A 16,476-nucleotide genomic window follows, 5' to 3' on the forward strand; every position below is an offset into this window, starting at 1 on the left:
CCATCGTAGGGAACCGTGCTGTGTGAGTCCCGTGCACGGCCCCTGCGAGGATGGAACCGTGACAGACACTCCCGGAACCCTGGTCCTCGCCGGCACCCCCATCGGCGACATCTCCGACGCCCCGCCCCGGCTCGCCGAGGAGCTGGCCGGGGCCGACGTGGTCGCCGCCGAGGACACCCGGCGGCTGCGGCGCCTCACCCAGGCGCTGGGCGTCACCCCCAAGGGCCGCGTCGTGTCGTACTTCGAGGGCAACGAGACCGCCCGCACCCCCGAACTCGTCGAGGCGCTGCTCGGCGGCGCGCGCGTGCTGCTCGTCACCGACGCGGGCATGCCGTCGGTGTCCGACCCCGGGTACCGGCTGGTCGCGGCGGCCGTCGAACAGGACATCAAGGTGACCGCCGTCCCCGGCCCGTCCGCCGTGCTCACCGCGCTCGCGCTGTCCGGGCTGCCCGTGGACCGCTTCTGCTTCGAGGGATTCCCGCCGCGCAAGGCGGGCGAGCGGCTGGCCCGGCTGCGCGAGGTCGCCGAGGAGCGGCGCACCCTCGTCTACTTCGAGGCCCCGCACCGGCTCGACGACACCCTCGCCGCGATGGCCGAGGTGTTCGGCGGCGAGCGGCGGGCCGCCGTCTGCCGCGAACTGACCAAGACGTACGAGGAGGTCCGGCGCGGACCGCTGGCCGAGCTGGCGGAGTGGGCGGCACAGGGCGTGCGCGGGGAGATCACGGTCGTGGTCGAGGGCGCCCCCGAGCGCGCGCCGGAGACGCCGGACGAGGCGGAGCTGGTGCGGCGGGTGCGGGTGCGCGAGGAGGCGGGGGAGCGCCGCAAGGAGGCCATCGCGGCCGTCGCCGTGGAGGCGGGGGTGCCGAAGCGGGTCGTCTTCGACGCGGTGGTCGCCGACAAGCGCTCGTCCACGGGCTGAGCCCGGAGACCGAAGCGATCAAGCCGGTGCTGCGGGGCATCCCCCTTTCGTAGGATCGGGGCATGTCTTCCCACGACGAAGCCCCGCCGCTGCCCGAACCCCTCCGGGTGCCGGTCGCCGACTCCCACACCCACCTCGACATGCAGTCCGGCACGGTCCCCGAGGCCCTGCTGAAGGCCGAGTCGGTGGGCGTGACCACGCTGGTGCAGGTCGGCTGTGACGTGCGCGGCTCACAGTGGGCGGCCGAGACGGCGGCGGCCTACGAGAACATCCACGCCGCCGTCGCCCTGCACCCCAACGAGGCCCCGCGCATCGTGCACGGCGACCCCGACGGCTGGTCCCGGCAGGGCGCCCGCGAGCCCGGCGGGCAGGCCGCGCTCGACGACGCGCTGGCCGAGATCGACCGGCTCGCCGCACTGCCCCAGGTGAAGGGCGTCGGCGAGACCGGCCTGGACTACTTCCGCACCGGCCCCGAGGGCAAGGAGGCGCAGGAGACCTCCTTCCGCGCCCACATCGAGATCGCCAAGCGGCACGGCAAGGCGCTCGTCATCCACGACCGCGACGCCCACGCGGACGTCCTGCGCGTCCTCAAGGAGGAGGGCGCGCCGGAGCGGACGGTGTTCCACTGCTATTCCGGCGACGCCGAGATGGCGGAGATATGCGCGCAGGCGGGGTACTACATGTCCTTCGCCGGCAACGTCACCTTCAAGAACGCGCAGAACCTGCGGGACGCCGTCGCGGTGGCCCCGCAGGAGCTGCTGCTGGTGGAGACCGACGCGCCGTTCCTGACGCCCGCGCCGTACCGCGGACGGCCCAACGCGCCGTATCTCATTCCGGTCACGGTGCGCGCGATGGCCGCCGTGCGCGGGATCGACGAGGACACGCTGGCGACGGCCATCGCGGCGAACACGGCCCGCGCCTTCGGCTACTGATCGCGACGCGGCGTAGTCGCGTCGCTTTGGAGAGTGACCGCCGCTCCGCTAGGTTCTGGGGCCCGATCGGACCCCTGGGCCCCTGGAGTGTGTCGGCGTGAGCAGTTCGCAGTACGCGCGGGACGCGCGCTATGGGTACGGCGCCGAGTACGCGCCCTACGGCACCTATGACGGCTACGGCGCCCATGGCACGGAGACCATGCGCACGGAGACCGTGCCCGGGGCGCCCGACGGCTTCGATCCGCACTCGGCGCAGACGCTGGGGTACGGAGAGGCGTTCGACGGCGCCCCGTACGAGGTGGCCTACGGGTACGGGGGGACGGGCGGGGCGGCGTACGGGGTGACGGACGGGGCGTACGAGGACACGTACGCGCCGGCCTACGAGGGAGCCCCGGGGCCCGCGCCCACCGCCGCCGCCCCCGTTGCCGCGCCCGGCTCCGGCCCCCTCTCGGCTCCCGCCCCGGTGCCCGTGCCGCGCGCCGGAGCGAGCCGGCGGGCCGCGCGCCGGCGCAGGGCGCGGTACGCCGAGCGCCCGGACGGCTCCATGCGCCGCCTGCTCCCGCAGGCGCTGGTGGTCGCCTTCCTCGCCGGCGGCACCACCGCGTTCGTCGCCGAGGACAAGGCGATCGAGCTGAGCGTCGACGGCCGAGCGCGCACGCTGCACACCTTCGCCGACGACGTCACCGAACTCCTCGCCGACGAGGGCGTCGAGGTGGGGGCGCACGACGTGGTCGCGCCGGGCCCCGGCACGGCGCTCGACAGCGGCGACGAGGTGGTGGTCCGCTACGGGCGCCCCGTCCGGCTCACCCTCGACGGACACCGGCGCGAGGTGTGGACGACGGCGCGCACGGTGGACGGGGCGCTCAGACAGCTCGGGGTGCGCGCGGAGGGCGCGTATCTGTCCACCTCGCGCTCCCGGCGCATCGGGCGCGAAGGCCTCACCCTGGACGTCCGCACCGAACGCTCCGTCACGATCATGGCCGACGGCCGCGCCCGCGTCGTCCGCACCAACGCGGCGACCGTCCGCGAGGCCGTCGAACAGGCCGGCATCACCCTGCGCGGCCAGGACACCACCTCCGTCCCGCCCGGCAGCTTCCCGCGCGACGGGCAGACCGTCACCGTGCTGCGCATCACCGGCGGCAAGGAGGTGCGCGAGGAGCAGATCCCGTTCCAGGTGCGGCGGATCGAGGACCCGGCCGTCTTCCGGGGCACGGAGATCGTCGAGCAGGCCGGGCAGCCGGGCCTGCGCCGGGTCACCTACTCCCTGCGCACCGTCAACGGCGTCCGGCAGAAGCCGCGCCGGATCCGCACCGAGCTGGTGCGCGCGCCGGTCACCCAGGTGGTGAAGGTGGGCACCAAGCCGCTGCCGACCTCCGTGCGTGGCGCCGACCACCTGAACTGGGAGGGCCTCGCCGCCTGTGAGTCCGGCGGGCGGCCCGACGCGGTCGACGCCTCGGGGACGTACGGCGGCCTCTACCAGTTCGACACCCAGACTTGGCACAGCCTCGGCGGCACCGGCCGCCCCCAGGACGCGCCCGCCGCCGAACAGACCTACCGGGCGAAGAAGCTGTACCTGCGGCGCGGCGCCAGCCCCTGGCCGCACTGCGGCTCCCGGCTCCAGGGGTGAACCCACCGGCCCCGGCCGCCCACGACCGCTTCCCCGAGCCCGCCGCGGACCGACCCCGCCCCGCGCCCCCGTACCCTTGTGCCGTGAGCAGCCCCACCCCCGACGCCCTGCTGGGCCCCGCCGACGTCCGTGAACTGGCGGCCGCCCTCGGCGTACGCCCCACCAAGCAGCGCGGCCAGAACTTCGTGATCGACGCGAACACGGTCCGCCGTATCGTCCGCACCGCCGAGGTGCGCCCCGACGACGTGGTCGTCGAGGTCGGCCCGGGGCTCGGCTCGCTCACCCTGGCGCTGCTGGAGGTCGCCGACCGGGTGACGGCCGTCGAGATCGACGACGTCCTCGCCGCGGCGCTGCCCGCCACGATCGCCGCGCGGATGCCGGACCGCGCCGACCGGTTCGCGCTGGTCCACTCCGACGCGATGCACGTCGCCGAACTCCCCGGCCCCGCGCCGACCGCGCTGGTCGCGAACCTGCCGTACAACGTGGCCGTCCCCGTGCTGCTGCACATGCTCGACACCTTCCCGAGCATCGAGCGCACCCTCGTGATGGTGCAGGCGGAGGTCGCCGACCGGCTGGCCGCGGCGCCCGGCTCGAAGGTGTACGGCGTGCCGTCCGTGAAGGCGAACTGGTACGCCGAGGTCAAGCGGGCCGGCGCCATCGGCCGCAACGTCTTCTGGCCCGCGCCGAACGTCGACAGCGGGCTCGTCTCGCTGGTCCGGCGCGCCGAGCCGATCAAGACCAGCGCCTCCAAGGCGGAGGTCTTCGCGGTCGTCGACGCGGCGTTCGCCCAGCGGCGCAAGACCCTGCGGGCCGCGCTCGCCGGATGGGCCGGGTCGGCGGCCGACGCCGAGGCCGCCCTGGTCGCCGCGGGCGTCTCACCGCAGGCGCGCGGCGAGTCCCTGACCGTCGAGGAGTTCGCCCGCATCGCCGAGCACAAGGAGGCCGGTCAGTGAGCGTCACCGTCCGCGTCCCGGCCAAGGTGAACGTCCAGCTCGCAGTGGGTGCCGCCCGCCCCGACGGGTTCCACGACCTGGCGAACGTCTTCCTGGCGGTCGGCCTCTACGACGAGATCACGGTCACCGAGTCCCCGGACGGACTGCGGGTCACCTGCGAGGGCCCCGACGCCGCCCAGGTGCCGCTGGACTCCTCGAACCTCGCCGCGCGCGCGGCGATCGAACTGGGCCGCCGCCACGGCCGTACCCCCGACGTGCACATCCACATCGCCAAGGACATCCCGGTCGCCGGCGGCATGGCGGGCGGCAGCGCGGACGGCGCGGGCGCGCTGCTCGCCTGCGAGGCGCTGTGGGGCACCGGCGCCACTCGCGAGGAACTGCTCGACATCTGCGCCGAACTCGGCAGCGACGTGCCGTTCAGCCTGGTCGGCGGGGCGGCGCTGGGCACGGGGCGGGGCGAGAAGCTGACGGTCCTGGAGGTCGGCGGGACCTTCCACTGGGTGTTCGCGATGGCCGAGCGCGGGCTGTCGACCCCGGCCGTGTTCCGCGAGTTCGACCGGCTCGCCGAGGGCACTCGGGTTCCCGAGCCGGTCGCCTCCCGCGACCTCCTCGACGCCCTCGCCAAGGGCGACGCGGACGCGCTCGCCGCGGCCGTCTCCAACGACCTCCAGCCCGCCGCGCTCTCCCTCTTCCCGGAACTGGCGGACACCCTGGCGGCGGGCCGCGCCGCGGGCGCGCTGACCGGCCTGGTCTCGGGGTCGGGGCCGACGACGGCGTTCCTCACGCGGGACGCGGCCTCCGCGGAGAAGGTCGCGGAGGCGCTGCGGATGTCGGGCACGTGCCGCGCGGTGCGGGTGGCGGCGGGGCCGGTGGTGGGGGCGACGGTGGTCTGAGAGGGCTCAGTACCGGTCGATGGTGGTCAGGTCGATGTCGATGTCGTAGGGAACGCTGACCTTGACCTGGTTGTGGTAGATGCCGGTCAGCGCGTACGTGCCGGTGGCCTCGCCGAGCTGGTACACCTGGACCACGGGGTGGTCGTCCTGGCCGCCCATCTCGACCAGCCAGAAGTGGGGGATACCGGCTGCGGCGTACTTGTGTGGCTTGGTGTCACGGTCGCGGGCCTCGGAGTCCGGTGAGACCACCTCCACGGCGAGCAGGACATCGGGCGCCGCGAAACGGGTCTGACGTTGGCCGGTGAAGGCTTCTTTGTGGACCACGCAGATGTCCGGTTCCGGCCCGTTGCGCGGGTCGAGTACCACCGTCATCTCACAGGCGACCTTCAAGCTCGACGGCAGGGTGCTGCGCAGTCCGTTCGCCAGCAGATGGATCGCGGCGTAATGGAAGTGGCGCTGCGGACTCACGAAAACCAGACTCCCGTCGATCAGCTCGGTGTGCGGCGGGAGATCCGGCAGAGTGAACAGGTCGTCCACGGTGTAGCCGTCCTGCGGTGGCACCGGCCACTGGACGCGGTGCTTCGCGGACTCGGCGGTCATGATTCCTCCCATGGACGGGATCCTGCTGCCTGCCCTCCACGGTAGCCGCCGATTCCCGATCGCGTCATCACAACGAGTGACGATCCCCTCGCGCCCCGCCCCCCACCCCCGAGGCCCTACGCTTGAAGGCTGACCGTCCCCCGTGAGCAGGAGAGAAATGGCCGTCAACCTGGTCAATGTCGAGAACGTCCGCAAGGTCTACGGCACCCGTACCCTCCTCGACGGCATCTCCCTGGGCGTCTCGGAGGGTGACCGCATCGGTGTCGTGGGCCGCAACGGCGACGGCAAGACGACGCTGATCCGGATGCTGGCCAAGCTGGAGGAGGCGGACTCCGGGCGGGTCACGCACTCCGGCGGGCTGCGCATGGGCGTGCTCACCCAGCACGACTCCCTCGACCCGGAGGCGACCGTCCGGCACGAGGTCATCCGGGACATGGCCGACCACGAGTGGGCGGGCAACGCGAAGATCCGCGACGTGCTGACCGGACTGTTCGGCGGGCTGGACCTGCCGGGGTTCCCGCAGGGCCTGGACACGGTCATCGGGCCGCTCTCCGGCGGTGAGCGCCGCCGTATCGCGCTGGCGAAGCTGCTCATCGACGAGCAGGACCTGATCATCCTCGACGAGCCCACCAACCACCTCGACGTCGAGGGCATCGCCTGGCTGGCCCGGCATCTGCGCGAGCGCCGCTCGGCGCTGGTGTGCGTCACCCACGACCGCTGGTTCCTGGACCAGGTGTGCACGCGCATGTGGGACGTCCAGCGCGGCGACGTCTACGAGTACGAGGGCGGCTACTCCGACTACGTCTTCGCCCGCGCCGAGCGCGAGCGGATCGCGGCCACGGAGGAGGTCAAGCGGCAGAACCTGGTCCGCAAGGAGCTGGCCTGGCTGCGCCGCGGCGCCCCCGCCCGCACGTCCAAGCCGCGCTTCCGCGTGGAGGCCGCCAACGAGCTGATCAAGGACGTGCCGCCGCCCCGGGACAGCAGCGAGCTGATGAAGTTCGCGTCGTCGAGGCTCGGCAGGACGGTGTTCGACCTGGAGGACATCACCGTCACCGCCGGGCCCAAGGTGCTGCTGAAGCACGTGACCTGGCACGTGGGCCCCGGCGACCGGATCGGTCTCGTCGGCGTCAACGGCGCCGGCAAGACCTCCCTGCTGCGCGCGATGGCGGAGGCCGCGCGGACCGAGGGCGAGGCGCAGCCCGCCGCCGGCCGGATCAACGTGGGCAAGACGGTCAAGCTGGCGTATCTCTCGCAGGAGGTCGCGGAACTGGACCCGGACTGGCGGGTCCTGGAGGCCGTGCAGCGGGTGCGCGAGCGCGTCGACCTCGGCAAGGGGCGGGAGATGACCGCCGGGCAGCTGTGCGAGACGTTCGGGTTCTCCAAGGAGAAGCAGTGGACGCCCGTCGGCGACCTCTCCGGCGGTGAGCGCCGCAGGCTCCAGCTGCTGCGGCTGCTCATGGACGAGCCCAACGTCCTCTTCCTCGACGAGCCCACCAACGACCTCGACATCGAGACCCTGACCCAGCTCGAGGACCTGCTCGACGGCTGGCCCGGCTCGATGATCGTCATCTCCCACGACCGGTTCTTCATCGAGCGCACCACCGACCGCGTCTTCGCCCTGCTCGGCGACGGCACGCTGCGGATGCTGCCGCGCGGGATCGACGAGTACCTGGAGCGGCGGCGGAAGATGGAGGAGGCCGCGGCGGCAGCCGCCCCCGTCGCCCCGAAGCCCGCGGCCACGGCCGAGAAGAGCGCCGCCGACCAACGCGCCGCCAAGAAGGAACTCCAGAAGATCGAGCGCCAGTTGGACAAGATCTCCGAGAAGGAGACCAAGCTGCACGCGCAGATCGCCGAGAACGCCACGGACTTCGCGAAGGTGGCCGAACTGGACGCCGAACTGCGGGAACTGGCGGGCCAGCGCGAGGAGCTGGAACTGCGCTGGCTCGAACTGGCCGAGGACGCGTAACCCTGGTGAAGGGGGCGTGAAGGCGTGTAACGGCGGCATCACGGGCCGGTCCTCCCTTGGGAACAGGGGAGGACGCGGCCCGCTGCGTTGTCGGTCCCGGGTGATAGAAAGGGCCGTCTGAGTACCGTCTGAAAACGTCTGAGAATCACGGGTGTGGCGGAAACGCAGCGCCACAGGGCGCGGCGCCACATCGGTCACAAGGGGGAACCGCAGATGACCCAGCCGCCCAACCAGCCGCCGCAGCCGGGCGGTTTCGGCGCTCCGCAGGATCCGCCGCCGGGCGGCTTCGGTGCCCCGCAGAACCCGGGGCCCGGCACCCCTCCGCCCCCCGCCCAGCCCCCGGGCGTCCCGCAGCCGGGCTACGGCTACCCGCAGCAGCCCGGCCCGTACGGCGCCCCCCAGCAGCCGGGCCCCTACGGTCAGCCGGGCCCGTACGGCCAGCCCCAGCAGGGCCCGTACGGCGCGCCGCAGCAGCCGGGTCCCTACGGCCAGCCCGGGCAGCAGCCCGGCTACGGCTTCCCGCAGCAGCAGTTCCCCGGCGCCCCCGGCACCCCGCCGCCCGGCGGCGGCTCCCGCAACCCCTTCAAGGGCAAGCCCGCGCTCGCCATCGGCGCGGCCGTGGCGGCGCTGCTGGTCATCGGCGGCACCGTGTACGCGGTCACGAGTGGCGGCGACGACGGCGGGAAGAAGAAGCCGGTCGCCGGGAAGAGCGACGACGCCAAGCCCACCGCCCCCGAGTCCCCGGTCAACCCCGGTGACGGCAGCGGCGACGGCGGCGCCGACCCGGACAACCTCAACGAGGGCCGCCAGCCGGGCGAGTCGAAGGTGCTCTGGTACAAGGAGGCGCCCGACGCGCCCGGTTCCGGCGCCGACGCCAACGGCATGTGGATCACCGACAAGACGGCTGTGAAGGCGGCGTACAAGGACCTGGTCGGCTACAACGTCGGGGACGGCAACCCCACCTGGGACACCATCACCTTCCCGCAGAAGATCTGCGCGACCACCCCGCAGAAGACCGCCGACGACAAGATCGTCGTGGCGTACATGAGCGGCGCCAGCGACCGCGCCAAGTGCAACCAGCTCCAGCAGATCGACCTGAACACCGGCGAGAAGGGCTGGAGCGGCGAGATCGCCGACGGCGCGCTGTTCGACAGCACGATCACCGTCGAGCTGTCCATCGCCGGCAACACCCTGATGGTCGGCCGCTCGCAGTCCGGCACGGCGTACGACGTCACGACCGGCAAGAAGCTCTTCGACAAGAAGAAGTACGGCGACGCCTGCTTCCCGGCCGCGTTCGCGGGCGGCTCCCGGCTGATCCAGGTCGCCTCCTGCGGGGCCGCCACGGACAACGAGCACGACGAGATCCAGGAGCTGGACCCGAAGACCGGCAAGGTCAAGTGGACGTTCGCGTACGAGAAGGGCTGGCGGATCGGCCGTACCTTCTCGGTGAACCCGCTGGTGGTCTACAGCACCAACGAGGACAAGGACACGTGGAACATCGCCACGTTCACCGACAAGGGCAGGATCCGCTCGCAGGTCGACATCGACGACGCGATCGCCCCCGAGTGCGGCTGGGCCGTCCTCCAGCGTGACCTGACCGGCTGCAACGGCGTCGCCGTCGACGCGAACACCCTCTACCTGCCCACCGAGGCCACCACCGGCGCCAACGAGGTCATCGCGGTCGACCTGGCCAAGGGCAAGGAGAAGTGGCGGGTGAAGTCCCCGACGGACGAGACGATGTTCCCGCTGAAGGCCGAGGGCGGAAAGCTCGTCGCCTACGTCGAGCCGTCGTACGACGCGGGCGGCCAGGTCGTGTCCATCGCCACCACCGGCGGCAGCCACAAGCCGGTGAAGCTGCTCCAGAACCCGGCGGGCGCGGCGGACGTCGAGAACGGCTTCTTCTCCCGGGACGTCGACTGGGTGGACGGCCGGCTGTACCTGTCCACCACGCGGCTGTCCGGCGACGACGAAGCGAGGGAGAAGCTGATGCTCGCCTACGGCAAGTGACGAGCCCCCTGTCTCCTGATCTGACGCGCCCTTCGCCCTTTCGCCCGCTCGGCCGATCCGTCCCCAGAGGTACCCCACGATGACCCAGCCACCGCCCCCGCCGCCTCAGCAGCCCCCGCAGGGGGGAGGGTTCGGCGCACCCCAGGACCCGCCCCAGCCCCCGCAGCAACAGGGTGGCTTCGGCGCCCCGCAGACGCCGCCCGCCCAGGCCCCCCAGCCGGGCTACGGCTACCCGCAGGCACCCCAGCCCCCGCAGGGCGCCCCCGCGGCACCGCCCCCGCCGCAGACCCCGCCGCCGTCCGGCTACGGCTACCCCGGCCCGCAGCCGGGCCCGTACGGCGCCCCGGCCACCCCGCCGCCAGGCCCGCCCGCCGGCCAGCAGCCGAACGCATACGGCCAGCCGAACCCGTACGGCCAGCCGACGCCCCCGTACGGCCAGCAGCCCGGTGCGTACGGACAGCCCGGTCCCGGCTACGGCTATCCGCAGCCGACCATGCCGATGCACCCGCAGGCGGCCCCGCCGGCCGGCGGCGGGCGGAAGATCAACGCCCAGCTGGCGATCATCGTCGCCGCGGTCGTCGCGATCGCCCTGATCGTCGGCGGCGGCGTCTGGTACGCCAACTCCGGCAAGGGTGACGACAAGAACAACACCGCGAGCTCCGGCGGCGGCACCGGCGGCGGTGACGACAAGGGCGGCTCCGGCGGCTCCTCCAAGGGCACGGAGAAGGTCCCCGCCAACCCGGCGTCCAAGGTGCTGTTCCAGGTGCCGATGCCGAAGGTGGCCAAGGACGACACCGTGGTCGTGGAGGGCTCCTGGCTCACCGGCAAGGTGTACGCCAAGAGCGGTGTCGCCGAGATCGTCGGCTACGACGTCGCCAAGGGCACCAAGGCCTGGACGATCAAGCTGCCCGGCCCGGTCTGCCACGCCAGCCGCCAGATGACCAAGGACTTCAAGACGGCGGTGGTCTTCCAGCCGAAGATGCCGGCGAAGGACGGCTTCGAGGGATGCAGCCAGGTCGCCGTGATCGACCTCGCCGCCGGCACCAAGCTGTGGCAGAAGACCGCCAAGACCGGTGACCGGGACATCAACTTCGACAACATCACGATCAGCGCGTCCACCGTCGCCGTCGGCAGCACCAGCGGCGGCGCCGCCTTCGACCTCACCACGGGCAAGGCGCTGTGGGCCCCGAAGCCGGCCGACACCTGCTACGACGCGGGCTACGGCGGCGGCGCCAAGCTGGTCGCGGTGCGCAAGTGCGGCCAGTACGGCGCGCGGCAGCTGCACATCCAGACCATCGACCCGAAGTCCGGGAAGGTCATCTCCGAGTACAAGATGGCCCAGGGCATCGAGTACGCGAGCGTGGTCTCGACCGAGCCGCTGGTGGTGGCCGCCGACGTCGGTGACGCCGCGGGCGACGGCTCCGGCATCTCCGACTTCTTCTCGATCGACAACAAGACCGGCAAGCTGCGCACCCGCATCTCGGCGCCCGGCGACGAGTACGCCGCGTCCTGCGAGGGCATCTCCCGCATCGAGGACTGCACGGGGATCGCCGTCGGCAACGACCGGCTGTACATCCCGACCGAGGAGCACGACACCACGGGCGACTACGGCTCGACCAACGAGATCATCGTCTTCGACCTGGCCACCGGCAAGCCGACCGGCCAGCGCGGCGACGCCGGCGACGGCTACACGATCATGCCGCTGCGCATGGACGGCGGGAACGTGATCGCGTACAAGGCGCCGCCGTGGGACAAGGGCGGGCAGGTCGTCAGCTTCGACGGCGGCAGCTTCAAGGAGACCAAGCTGCTGGAGAACCCGTCCGACGAGTCGGTCCGCGACGTCGAGACCGGCATGTCGCCCAAGTACTCGGAGCTGCTCTACTCCCAGGGCCGGCTGTACCTGTCCGAGACGTTCGCCAGCTCGTCGTCCTCGTACGGCGACAAGTACCTGGCGGTCGCCTTCGGCGCGACCGGCTGACCCGGCACCCGCTCGCCCCCCCCGGCGCACGCGCCGGAGCGCACGGCCCCGTCCCAGCTCAGGGACGGGGCCGTGCGCGTAACTCTCAACCCCGTCAACACCCTCGAATGAGCGGAATATCGGAGTTACGGGGCAGTTCTCACCAGTAGGGGCAGCGCAACGTCGAACAAGCGTGTAGCTTCCGGGGGCATGAAAGAGCGCGGGTGCCGGGGGGCCCTGCGCGGGGGTCTGTCCGAGTGATCCGTGGGCAGCCATAGAGGCGTCCACTGGGGGGACTGGGGGTTGCTCGATGGGAGTGCGGCTCATGGTGGTCGACGACCACCGTCTGCTCGCGGAGGCGCTGGCCTCGGCGCTGAAGCTGCGCGGGCACCGGGTGCTCGCCGCGGCGGCGCCCGCCGCGGGCGCGGCCGAGCTGGTGATCACGCGGGCGCCCGAAGTATGCCTGCTGGGCACGGCGGCCCCGGCGGAACCCGGCGCCTTCGACCCGGTGACGCGCATCAAACGCGAACGCCCCCAGGTGGCGGTCCTGGTCCTCGGCCCGGTCCCGTCCCCCCGCGGCATCGCCGCGGCCTTCGCCGCCGGCGCGTCCGGCTACGTCCGTCACGACGAGCGCATAGAGGGCGTCGAGCGGGCCATCATGAAGGCCCGCGCGGGCGAGGCGGCCGTCGCCCCCGCCCTCCTCCAGGGCGCCTTCGCCGAACTCCTCAACCCGACCGCCCAGCCCGACGACGAGGGCCAGCGCCTGCTCCAGATGCTCACCCCCCGCGAGGTCGAGGTCCTGGTCCGCGTAGCCGACGGCGAGGACACCCGCCTCATCGCCGCAGGCATGGGCATCGCCCCCTCCACCGCCCGCACCCACGTCCAACGCGTCCTGATGAAACTGGGGGTGGGCTCCCGCCTGGAGGCGGCGGCACTGGCGGCTCGGACGGGGTTGCTGGACAGGGCGGGGCCGCTGCGGCACCCCGGGAGCAGTCCGGAACCGGGCACGAGGCCGGAGCTGTGACGGTCAGCCCGGCCCCGGCGCCTGATCTCAGCGCTCCTGGCCGCCGCGGCCGCCTGGGTCACGTACGAGAACCGGGGCTCAACAGGGGCCCGGCCGTACCGGTGCGATCATTGACGCCCAGTCGGCCGAGCCGGCCTGCGGCGTCCGGACGGCGTGCCGGATCCTCGCCGGGGTGTCTCACCGAAGGTGCGGCGGGAGGTGAGCCACGACAAGTGCGATGGCCTCGGCCGCGGAGTCGGTCTCACCGATGATGTCGCCCCAACGGTCAGCCTTGACTTGGAATCGGCCGTCGAGTCGGGCGACGACAGCCGGTGCCTCCGCCAAGGACGGCTCGTCCACGTTCGAACTGAAACACAGGACCCACATGCTGGTGAACGGGAAGAGCTGCCGCAGCCTCGGCTCGGCAGCCGCCGCATCCAGAAGGACCAGGAAGCCGGTGTATCCGGCTTCAGCGGCCCGTTCCCGCAACTGCCGCCATTGCAGGTCGACGAGATGGGACGGGCCACGCTCGCGCGCCGCGGCGATCTCCGCCTCGCGAGCCTCCGCATAGGCCTTCCAGTCCATGGCCTTATTCGTCGCCGCGGGAGGCGCCTGCCTCCGGCTCGGGCACGGCGATCACGAAGGTGCCCTTCGCGGGGACGGTGTCCACGATGCCGCGTTCCCTGAGTTCCCGGATGGCGCGGCGCAGGGTGTTGATGCCGACGCCGTACTGGGCTGCGAGATCGGGCTCCGACGCCAGGCGGGCGCCTACTGCGAGCTGTCCTGAGCGGATCTGGCTCGAGATGCGGTCCGCGATCTGCACGTACACATAGATCCGGGACGCCGGGTCGGGGCGCCAATCCTGGTCCTCAGACATGGGAGCACACTAAGCAGTCAGAACGCGGCGGAGATAGGCAGGCAGAGTCATGACGCACCCGGACGCGTCATGCCGAGTCATAGCGATGCCGTCCGAGTCATCCACAGGGCTGCGGCGTGGCTGCTGACGCTGTTCGCTCCCGGCACCGGAACCCACCGAGCAGGTCCCCGGCCCGCCCCACCCCATTCTCCGCGTCCCCGCCCCCCTCCACCGCTCCCCCTACGGCCTCGACCGGCCCCCTCGACGGCGCCGCCACCCGCCTCGTACGCCCTTACCTCGAAGGGGTGGCCGCCTGATGGAGCAGCCGCAGCGCACCGATCCGGAGTCTGTCGTCCGACTGCTGCCGTGGACCTCCCCGGAGGGCAAGCCCTGCTATCTCCTCCCCGGTGCCGGAGACGGGTACCTCTCCCGGCTGGCCGACTCCGCGGAAGCGCGGCAGCTTGCCGCGAGTGCCGACGTGCTCGCCGTCACCCGGCAGGTCCTCGACGACCCGCTCTCCCCGCACGCCGAGCTGCGGTACGCCGGGCTCCGGCTCGCCGAGTGTCTGAGTGCCGCCCTGCGGGTCGCCGAGTCACGAGGGCTGAGGCTCGGCGAGGAGGAGTCCCACCCCGGCGATGCCTAGGCATGCGTATGGGGCCGGAACCCGCGAGTGGGTCCCGGCCCCGTATCCGAGTTACTCGGCCCGCTTCTCCTCCGGGATCGCGTCCGGCGGCGGCGGAGCCGTGGGTCGCAGCTTCAGCCAGATGAGGAAGAACAGGCCCAGCGCCAGCATGCCCAGGCCGGTCCAGAGGTTGATGTTGACGCCCTGGGCCTTGTCGATCGCGGCGTCGTCGTCGGTGAGGCCGGCGATGGTGACGATGACGCCGTAGATCACGAAGAGGCCGCCGATGATGCGGCGGATGTCGAAGAGGCGGGCCGCGGTCGCGGACTTGCCCTCCAGCTCCGTGACCTCGCGCAGGACGTCCTTCTCGCTGTACCCGTGCTCGTGGTGTTCGGACATGGTTTCTCAGGCCTCCGGTCAGAACGAGAACGGGATGTAGCAGGCGGCGGCCAGGACGACCGCGCCCCAGCCGAGCAGGGCGGGCTTGCGGTACCAGGCCTCGTCGCCGGGGGCGGGCGGCTCGGACATGCCGGGGGAGCGGGTGCCGTAGACCAGGCCCTGGAGTTCCTCGGCCGGCTTCGGCTTGGTGAACAGGGAGACCGCCACCATGACCACCGCGCCCGCGACGAAGCCCGCGATCGCCGAGACGAAGTTGGCGCCCTGGTCGGAGGGGATGTCGACGATGCCCTGCTTGTAGATCCAGAAGTAGTTCACCATCGCCGCGGTCGTGCCCGCGATCAGGCCCCAGAAGCCGGACTTCATCGACGCCCGCTTCCAGAACATGCCGATGATGAAGACGACGAACATCGGCACGTTGAAGAAGGAGAACAGCGTCTGGAGGTAGCTCATGATGTTGGAGAAGGACGACGCCAGGAACGCCGTGCCGATGGAGGCCAGCACGCCGATCGCGGTGATCAGGCGGCCGAACCGCACGTAGTAGTCGTCCGCGCGGTCGCGGACCACGTACCTCGCCCAGATGTCGTTGGTGAAGACGGTGTTGAAGGACGAGACGTTCGCCGCCATGCCGGCCATGAACGCCGCCAGCAGACCGGTCACCGCGATGCCCAGCACGCCGTTCGGCAGCAGGGACTCCATCAGGTACGGGATGGCGTCGTTGTACTGGAGGTCGGAGTCCGGCGTGCCGATCGCCGGGACGAGCGCCGCCGCCACCAGGCCCGGGATCATCACCAGGAAGACGATGAAGATCTTCGGGAAGGCGGCGATCAGGGGGGTGCGCTGGGCGGCGGAGAGGTTCTTCGCGGACAGGGCGCGCTGGACCTCCGCGAAGTTCGTCGTCCAGTAGCCGAACGACAGCACGAAGCCCAGGCCGAGCACGATCGTCAGCCAGTTGGCGCCCAGCGGGTTGGCCTCGCCGATGCCGGTGCCGCCCCAGGAGGTCATGAAGTCGCCGCCGTGCTGCGCGGTCAGCTTGTCGGAGAGCCCGTCCCAGCCGCCGACCGACTTCAGCCCGAGCACCGTGATCGGGATGAGCGCGGCCAGGATCACGAAGAACTGGAGCACCTCGTTGTAGATCGCCGAGGAGAGGCCGCCGAGGGTGATGTACGCGAGGACGAAGAATCCGGCCACCACGATCGCCACCCACTGCGGCCACCCCAGCAGCGCCTCGACGACGATGGCGAGGGCGTAGAGGTTGACGCCGGCGATGAGGATGGCGGCGCAGGCGAACAGGATCGAGCTGAGCAGGTGCGCCGCCTTGTCGAAGCGCAGCAGCAGGAACTCGGGGACCGAGCGCACCTTCGAGCCGTAGTAGAAGGGCATCATCACCAGGCCGAGGAAGACCATGGCCGGGATGGCGCCGATCCAGTACCAGTGCGTCGTGTAGACGCCGTACTGCGCGCTGTTGGCCGCCATGCCCAGGATCTCGGTCGCGCCGAGGTTCGCGGCGATGAACGCGAGACCGGTGACCCAGGCGGGCAGGGAGCGGCCGGAGAGGAAGAAGTCGAGGCTGGTCTTCACCGACCGCTTGGCGGCGAAACCGATGCCGAGGACGACGACGAAGTAGATCCCGAGGATCGTGTAGTCGAGCCAGTTCGTGGGGAGTCGTAGCTCGGCCGCCAGCTGTGAGGTGGTGTGTGTGGGGGTTTGCATAAGTACTCGCTTCGTTGCGCGAACTGATCCGT

15 protein-coding genes are annotated in these 16,476 nt (G+C 71.8%); 10 read left to right on the forward strand and 5 right to left on the reverse strand.

The window, feature by feature from the left end; all coding sequences use genetic code 11:
- Positions 1 to 58 precede the first annotated feature (58 nt).
- The 5 genes from rsmI to ACIG0D_RS09820 all read left to right on the forward strand — a co-directional run bounded on the left by rsmI (position 59) and on the right by ACIG0D_RS09820 (position 5,324).
- The gene (gene rsmI / locus ACIG0D_RS09800; RefSeq protein WP_399797855.1) at positions 59 to 919 is read left to right on the forward strand and encodes a 16S rRNA (cytidine(1402)-2'-O)-methyltransferase; all 861 of its coding nucleotides are present in this window, start codon (positions 59 to 61) and stop codon (positions 917 to 919) included.
- A 62-nt stretch (positions 920 to 981) separates the two neighbouring features.
- On the forward strand, positions 982 to 1,851 hold the full coding sequence (locus tag ACIG0D_RS09805) for a TatD family hydrolase (RefSeq protein WP_399797858.1): 870 nt from the start codon (positions 982 to 984) through the stop codon (positions 1,849 to 1,851).
- A gap of 199 nt (positions 1,852 to 2,050) precedes the next feature.
- Positions 2,051 to 3,478 (forward strand): ubiquitin-like domain-containing protein, encoded by a 1,428-nt coding sequence (locus ACIG0D_RS09810; RefSeq protein WP_399798195.1) that lies wholly within the window; start codon positions 2,051 to 2,053, stop codon positions 3,476 to 3,478.
- Positions 3,479 to 3,561: 83 nt separating this feature from the next.
- A complete protein-coding gene (gene rsmA / locus ACIG0D_RS09815) occupies positions 3,562 to 4,431 on the forward strand; it encodes a 16S rRNA (adenine(1518)-N(6)/adenine(1519)-N(6))-dimethyltransferase RsmA (RefSeq protein ID WP_399797860.1) in 870 nt (289 codons plus the stop codon).
- Positions 4,428 to 5,324, forward strand: coding sequence for a 4-(cytidine 5'-diphospho)-2-C-methyl-D-erythritol kinase (locus ACIG0D_RS09820; RefSeq protein ID WP_399797863.1), 897 nt, complete (start codon positions 4,428 to 4,430; stop codon positions 5,322 to 5,324). Before rsmA ends, ACIG0D_RS09820 begins: the two co-directional genes overlap by 4 nt.
- Positions 5,325 to 5,330: 6 nt before the next feature.
- Here ACIG0D_RS09820 and ACIG0D_RS09825 read toward each other — a convergent pair whose 3' ends face one another.
- A complete protein-coding gene (locus tag ACIG0D_RS09825; RefSeq protein ID WP_399797866.1) occupies positions 5,331 to 5,924 on the reverse strand; it encodes a Uma2 family endonuclease in 594 nt (197 codons plus the stop codon).
- A gap of 157 nt (positions 5,925 to 6,081) precedes the next feature.
- On the opposite strand from ACIG0D_RS09825, the gene ACIG0D_RS09830 reads away from it, so the two are divergent.
- The 4 genes from ACIG0D_RS09830 to ACIG0D_RS09845 all read left to right on the forward strand — a co-directional run bounded on the left by ACIG0D_RS09830 (position 6,082) and on the right by ACIG0D_RS09845 (position 12,878).
- Positions 6,082 to 7,890 carry an ABC-F family ATP-binding cassette domain-containing protein gene (locus ACIG0D_RS09830; protein WP_399798197.1) on the forward strand — a complete coding sequence of 603 codons (1,809 nt, stop codon included), beginning with the start codon at positions 6,082 to 6,084 and terminating at the stop codon, positions 7,888 to 7,890.
- Positions 7,891 to 8,103: 213 nt separating this feature from the next.
- Positions 8,104 to 9,897 carry a PQQ-binding-like beta-propeller repeat protein gene (locus tag ACIG0D_RS09835; RefSeq protein ID WP_399797869.1) on the forward strand — a complete coding sequence of 598 codons (1,794 nt, stop codon included), beginning with the start codon at positions 8,104 to 8,106 and terminating at the stop codon, positions 9,895 to 9,897.
- Positions 9,898 to 9,976: 79 nt separating this feature from the next.
- Positions 9,977 to 11,875, forward strand: coding sequence for a PQQ-binding-like beta-propeller repeat protein (locus tag ACIG0D_RS09840; protein WP_399797871.1), 1,899 nt, complete (start codon positions 9,977 to 9,979; stop codon positions 11,873 to 11,875).
- A 289-nt stretch (positions 11,876 to 12,164) separates the two neighbouring features.
- A complete protein-coding gene (locus ACIG0D_RS09845) occupies positions 12,165 to 12,878 on the forward strand; it encodes a LuxR C-terminal-related transcriptional regulator (protein WP_399797874.1) in 714 nt (237 codons plus the stop codon).
- Between the two features lie 177 nt (positions 12,879 to 13,055).
- Here the strand turns inward: ACIG0D_RS09845 and ACIG0D_RS09850 are convergent, their stop codons facing one another.
- A complete protein-coding gene (locus tag ACIG0D_RS09850) occupies positions 13,056 to 13,442 on the reverse strand; it encodes a DUF6193 family natural product biosynthesis protein (RefSeq protein WP_399797877.1) in 387 nt (128 codons plus the stop codon).
- Positions 13,443 to 13,446: 4 nt separating this feature from the next.
- The gene (locus tag ACIG0D_RS09855) at positions 13,447 to 13,734 is read right to left on the reverse strand and encodes a winged helix-turn-helix domain-containing protein (protein WP_399797880.1); all 288 of its coding nucleotides are present in this window, start codon (positions 13,732 to 13,734) and stop codon (positions 13,447 to 13,449) included.
- A 295-nt stretch (positions 13,735 to 14,029) separates the two neighbouring features.
- On the opposite strand from ACIG0D_RS09855, the gene ACIG0D_RS09860 reads away from it, so the two are divergent.
- Positions 14,030 to 14,356: a hypothetical protein gene (locus ACIG0D_RS09860; protein ID WP_399797884.1), complete on the forward strand. Its 327-nt coding sequence runs from the start codon at positions 14,030 to 14,032 to the stop codon at positions 14,354 to 14,356.
- A gap of 51 nt (positions 14,357 to 14,407) precedes the next feature.
- On the opposite strand, the gene ACIG0D_RS09865 is transcribed toward ACIG0D_RS09860, so the two are convergent.
- Together ACIG0D_RS09865 and ACIG0D_RS09870 are read right to left on the reverse strand one after the other, a co-directional pair.
- Complete coding sequence (locus tag ACIG0D_RS09865; protein WP_399797887.1) at positions 14,408 to 14,734, reverse strand: hypothetical protein; 327 nt, start codon at positions 14,732 to 14,734, stop codon at positions 14,408 to 14,410.
- Between the two features lie 18 nt (positions 14,735 to 14,752).
- Positions 14,753 to 16,444, reverse strand: coding sequence for a sodium:solute symporter family protein (locus ACIG0D_RS09870; protein ID WP_399797890.1), 1,692 nt, complete (start codon positions 16,442 to 16,444; stop codon positions 14,753 to 14,755).
- Positions 16,445 to 16,476 lie beyond the last annotated feature (32 nt).

The sequence above is a fragment of the Streptomyces sp. NPDC052773 genome, assembly GCF_044547145.1.
In the GTDB taxonomy this organism is placed as follows: Bacteria; Actinomycetota; Actinomycetes; order Streptomycetales; family Streptomycetaceae; genus Streptomyces.

Bases quoted from the DNA above. Each gene is read 5' to 3' on its own strand.
- ACIG0D_RS09805 (WP_399797858.1), top strand. From the start codon at position 982: ATGTCTTCCCACGACGAAGCCCCGCCGCTGCCCGAACCCCTCCGGGTG.
- ACIG0D_RS09810 (WP_399798195.1), top strand. From the start codon at position 2,051: ATGCGCACGGAGACCGTGCCCGGGGCGCCCGACGGCTTCGATCCGCAC.
- ACIG0D_RS09825 (WP_399797866.1), bottom strand. From the start codon at position 5,924: ATGACCGCCGAGTCCGCGAAGCACCGCGTCCAGTGGCCGGTGCCACCG.
- ACIG0D_RS09830 (WP_399798197.1), top strand. From the start codon at position 6,082: ATGGCCGTCAACCTGGTCAATGTCGAGAACGTCCGCAAGGTCTACGGC.
- ACIG0D_RS09835 (WP_399797869.1), top strand. From the start codon at position 8,104: ATGACCCAGCCGCCCAACCAGCCGCCGCAGCCGGGCGGTTTCGGCGCT.
- ACIG0D_RS09840 (WP_399797871.1), top strand. From the start codon at position 9,977: ATGACCCAGCCACCGCCCCCGCCGCCTCAGCAGCCCCCGCAGGGGGGA.
- ACIG0D_RS09845 (WP_399797874.1), top strand. From the start codon at position 12,165: ATGGGAGTGCGGCTCATGGTGGTCGACGACCACCGTCTGCTCGCGGAG.
- ACIG0D_RS09850 (WP_399797877.1), bottom strand. From the start codon at position 13,442: ATGGACTGGAAGGCCTATGCGGAGGCTCGCGAGGCGGAGATCGCCGCG.
- ACIG0D_RS09855 (WP_399797880.1), bottom strand. From the start codon at position 13,734: ATGTCTGAGGACCAGGATTGGCGCCCCGACCCGGCGTCCCGGATCTAT.
- ACIG0D_RS09860 (WP_399797884.1), top strand. From the start codon at position 14,030: ATGGAGCAGCCGCAGCGCACCGATCCGGAGTCTGTCGTCCGACTGCTG.
- ACIG0D_RS09865 (WP_399797887.1), bottom strand. From the start codon at position 14,734: ATGTCCGAACACCACGAGCACGGGTACAGCGAGAAGGACGTCCTGCGC.
- ACIG0D_RS09870 (WP_399797890.1), bottom strand. From the start codon at position 16,444: ATGCAAACCCCCACACACACCACCTCACAGCTGGCGGCCGAGCTACGA.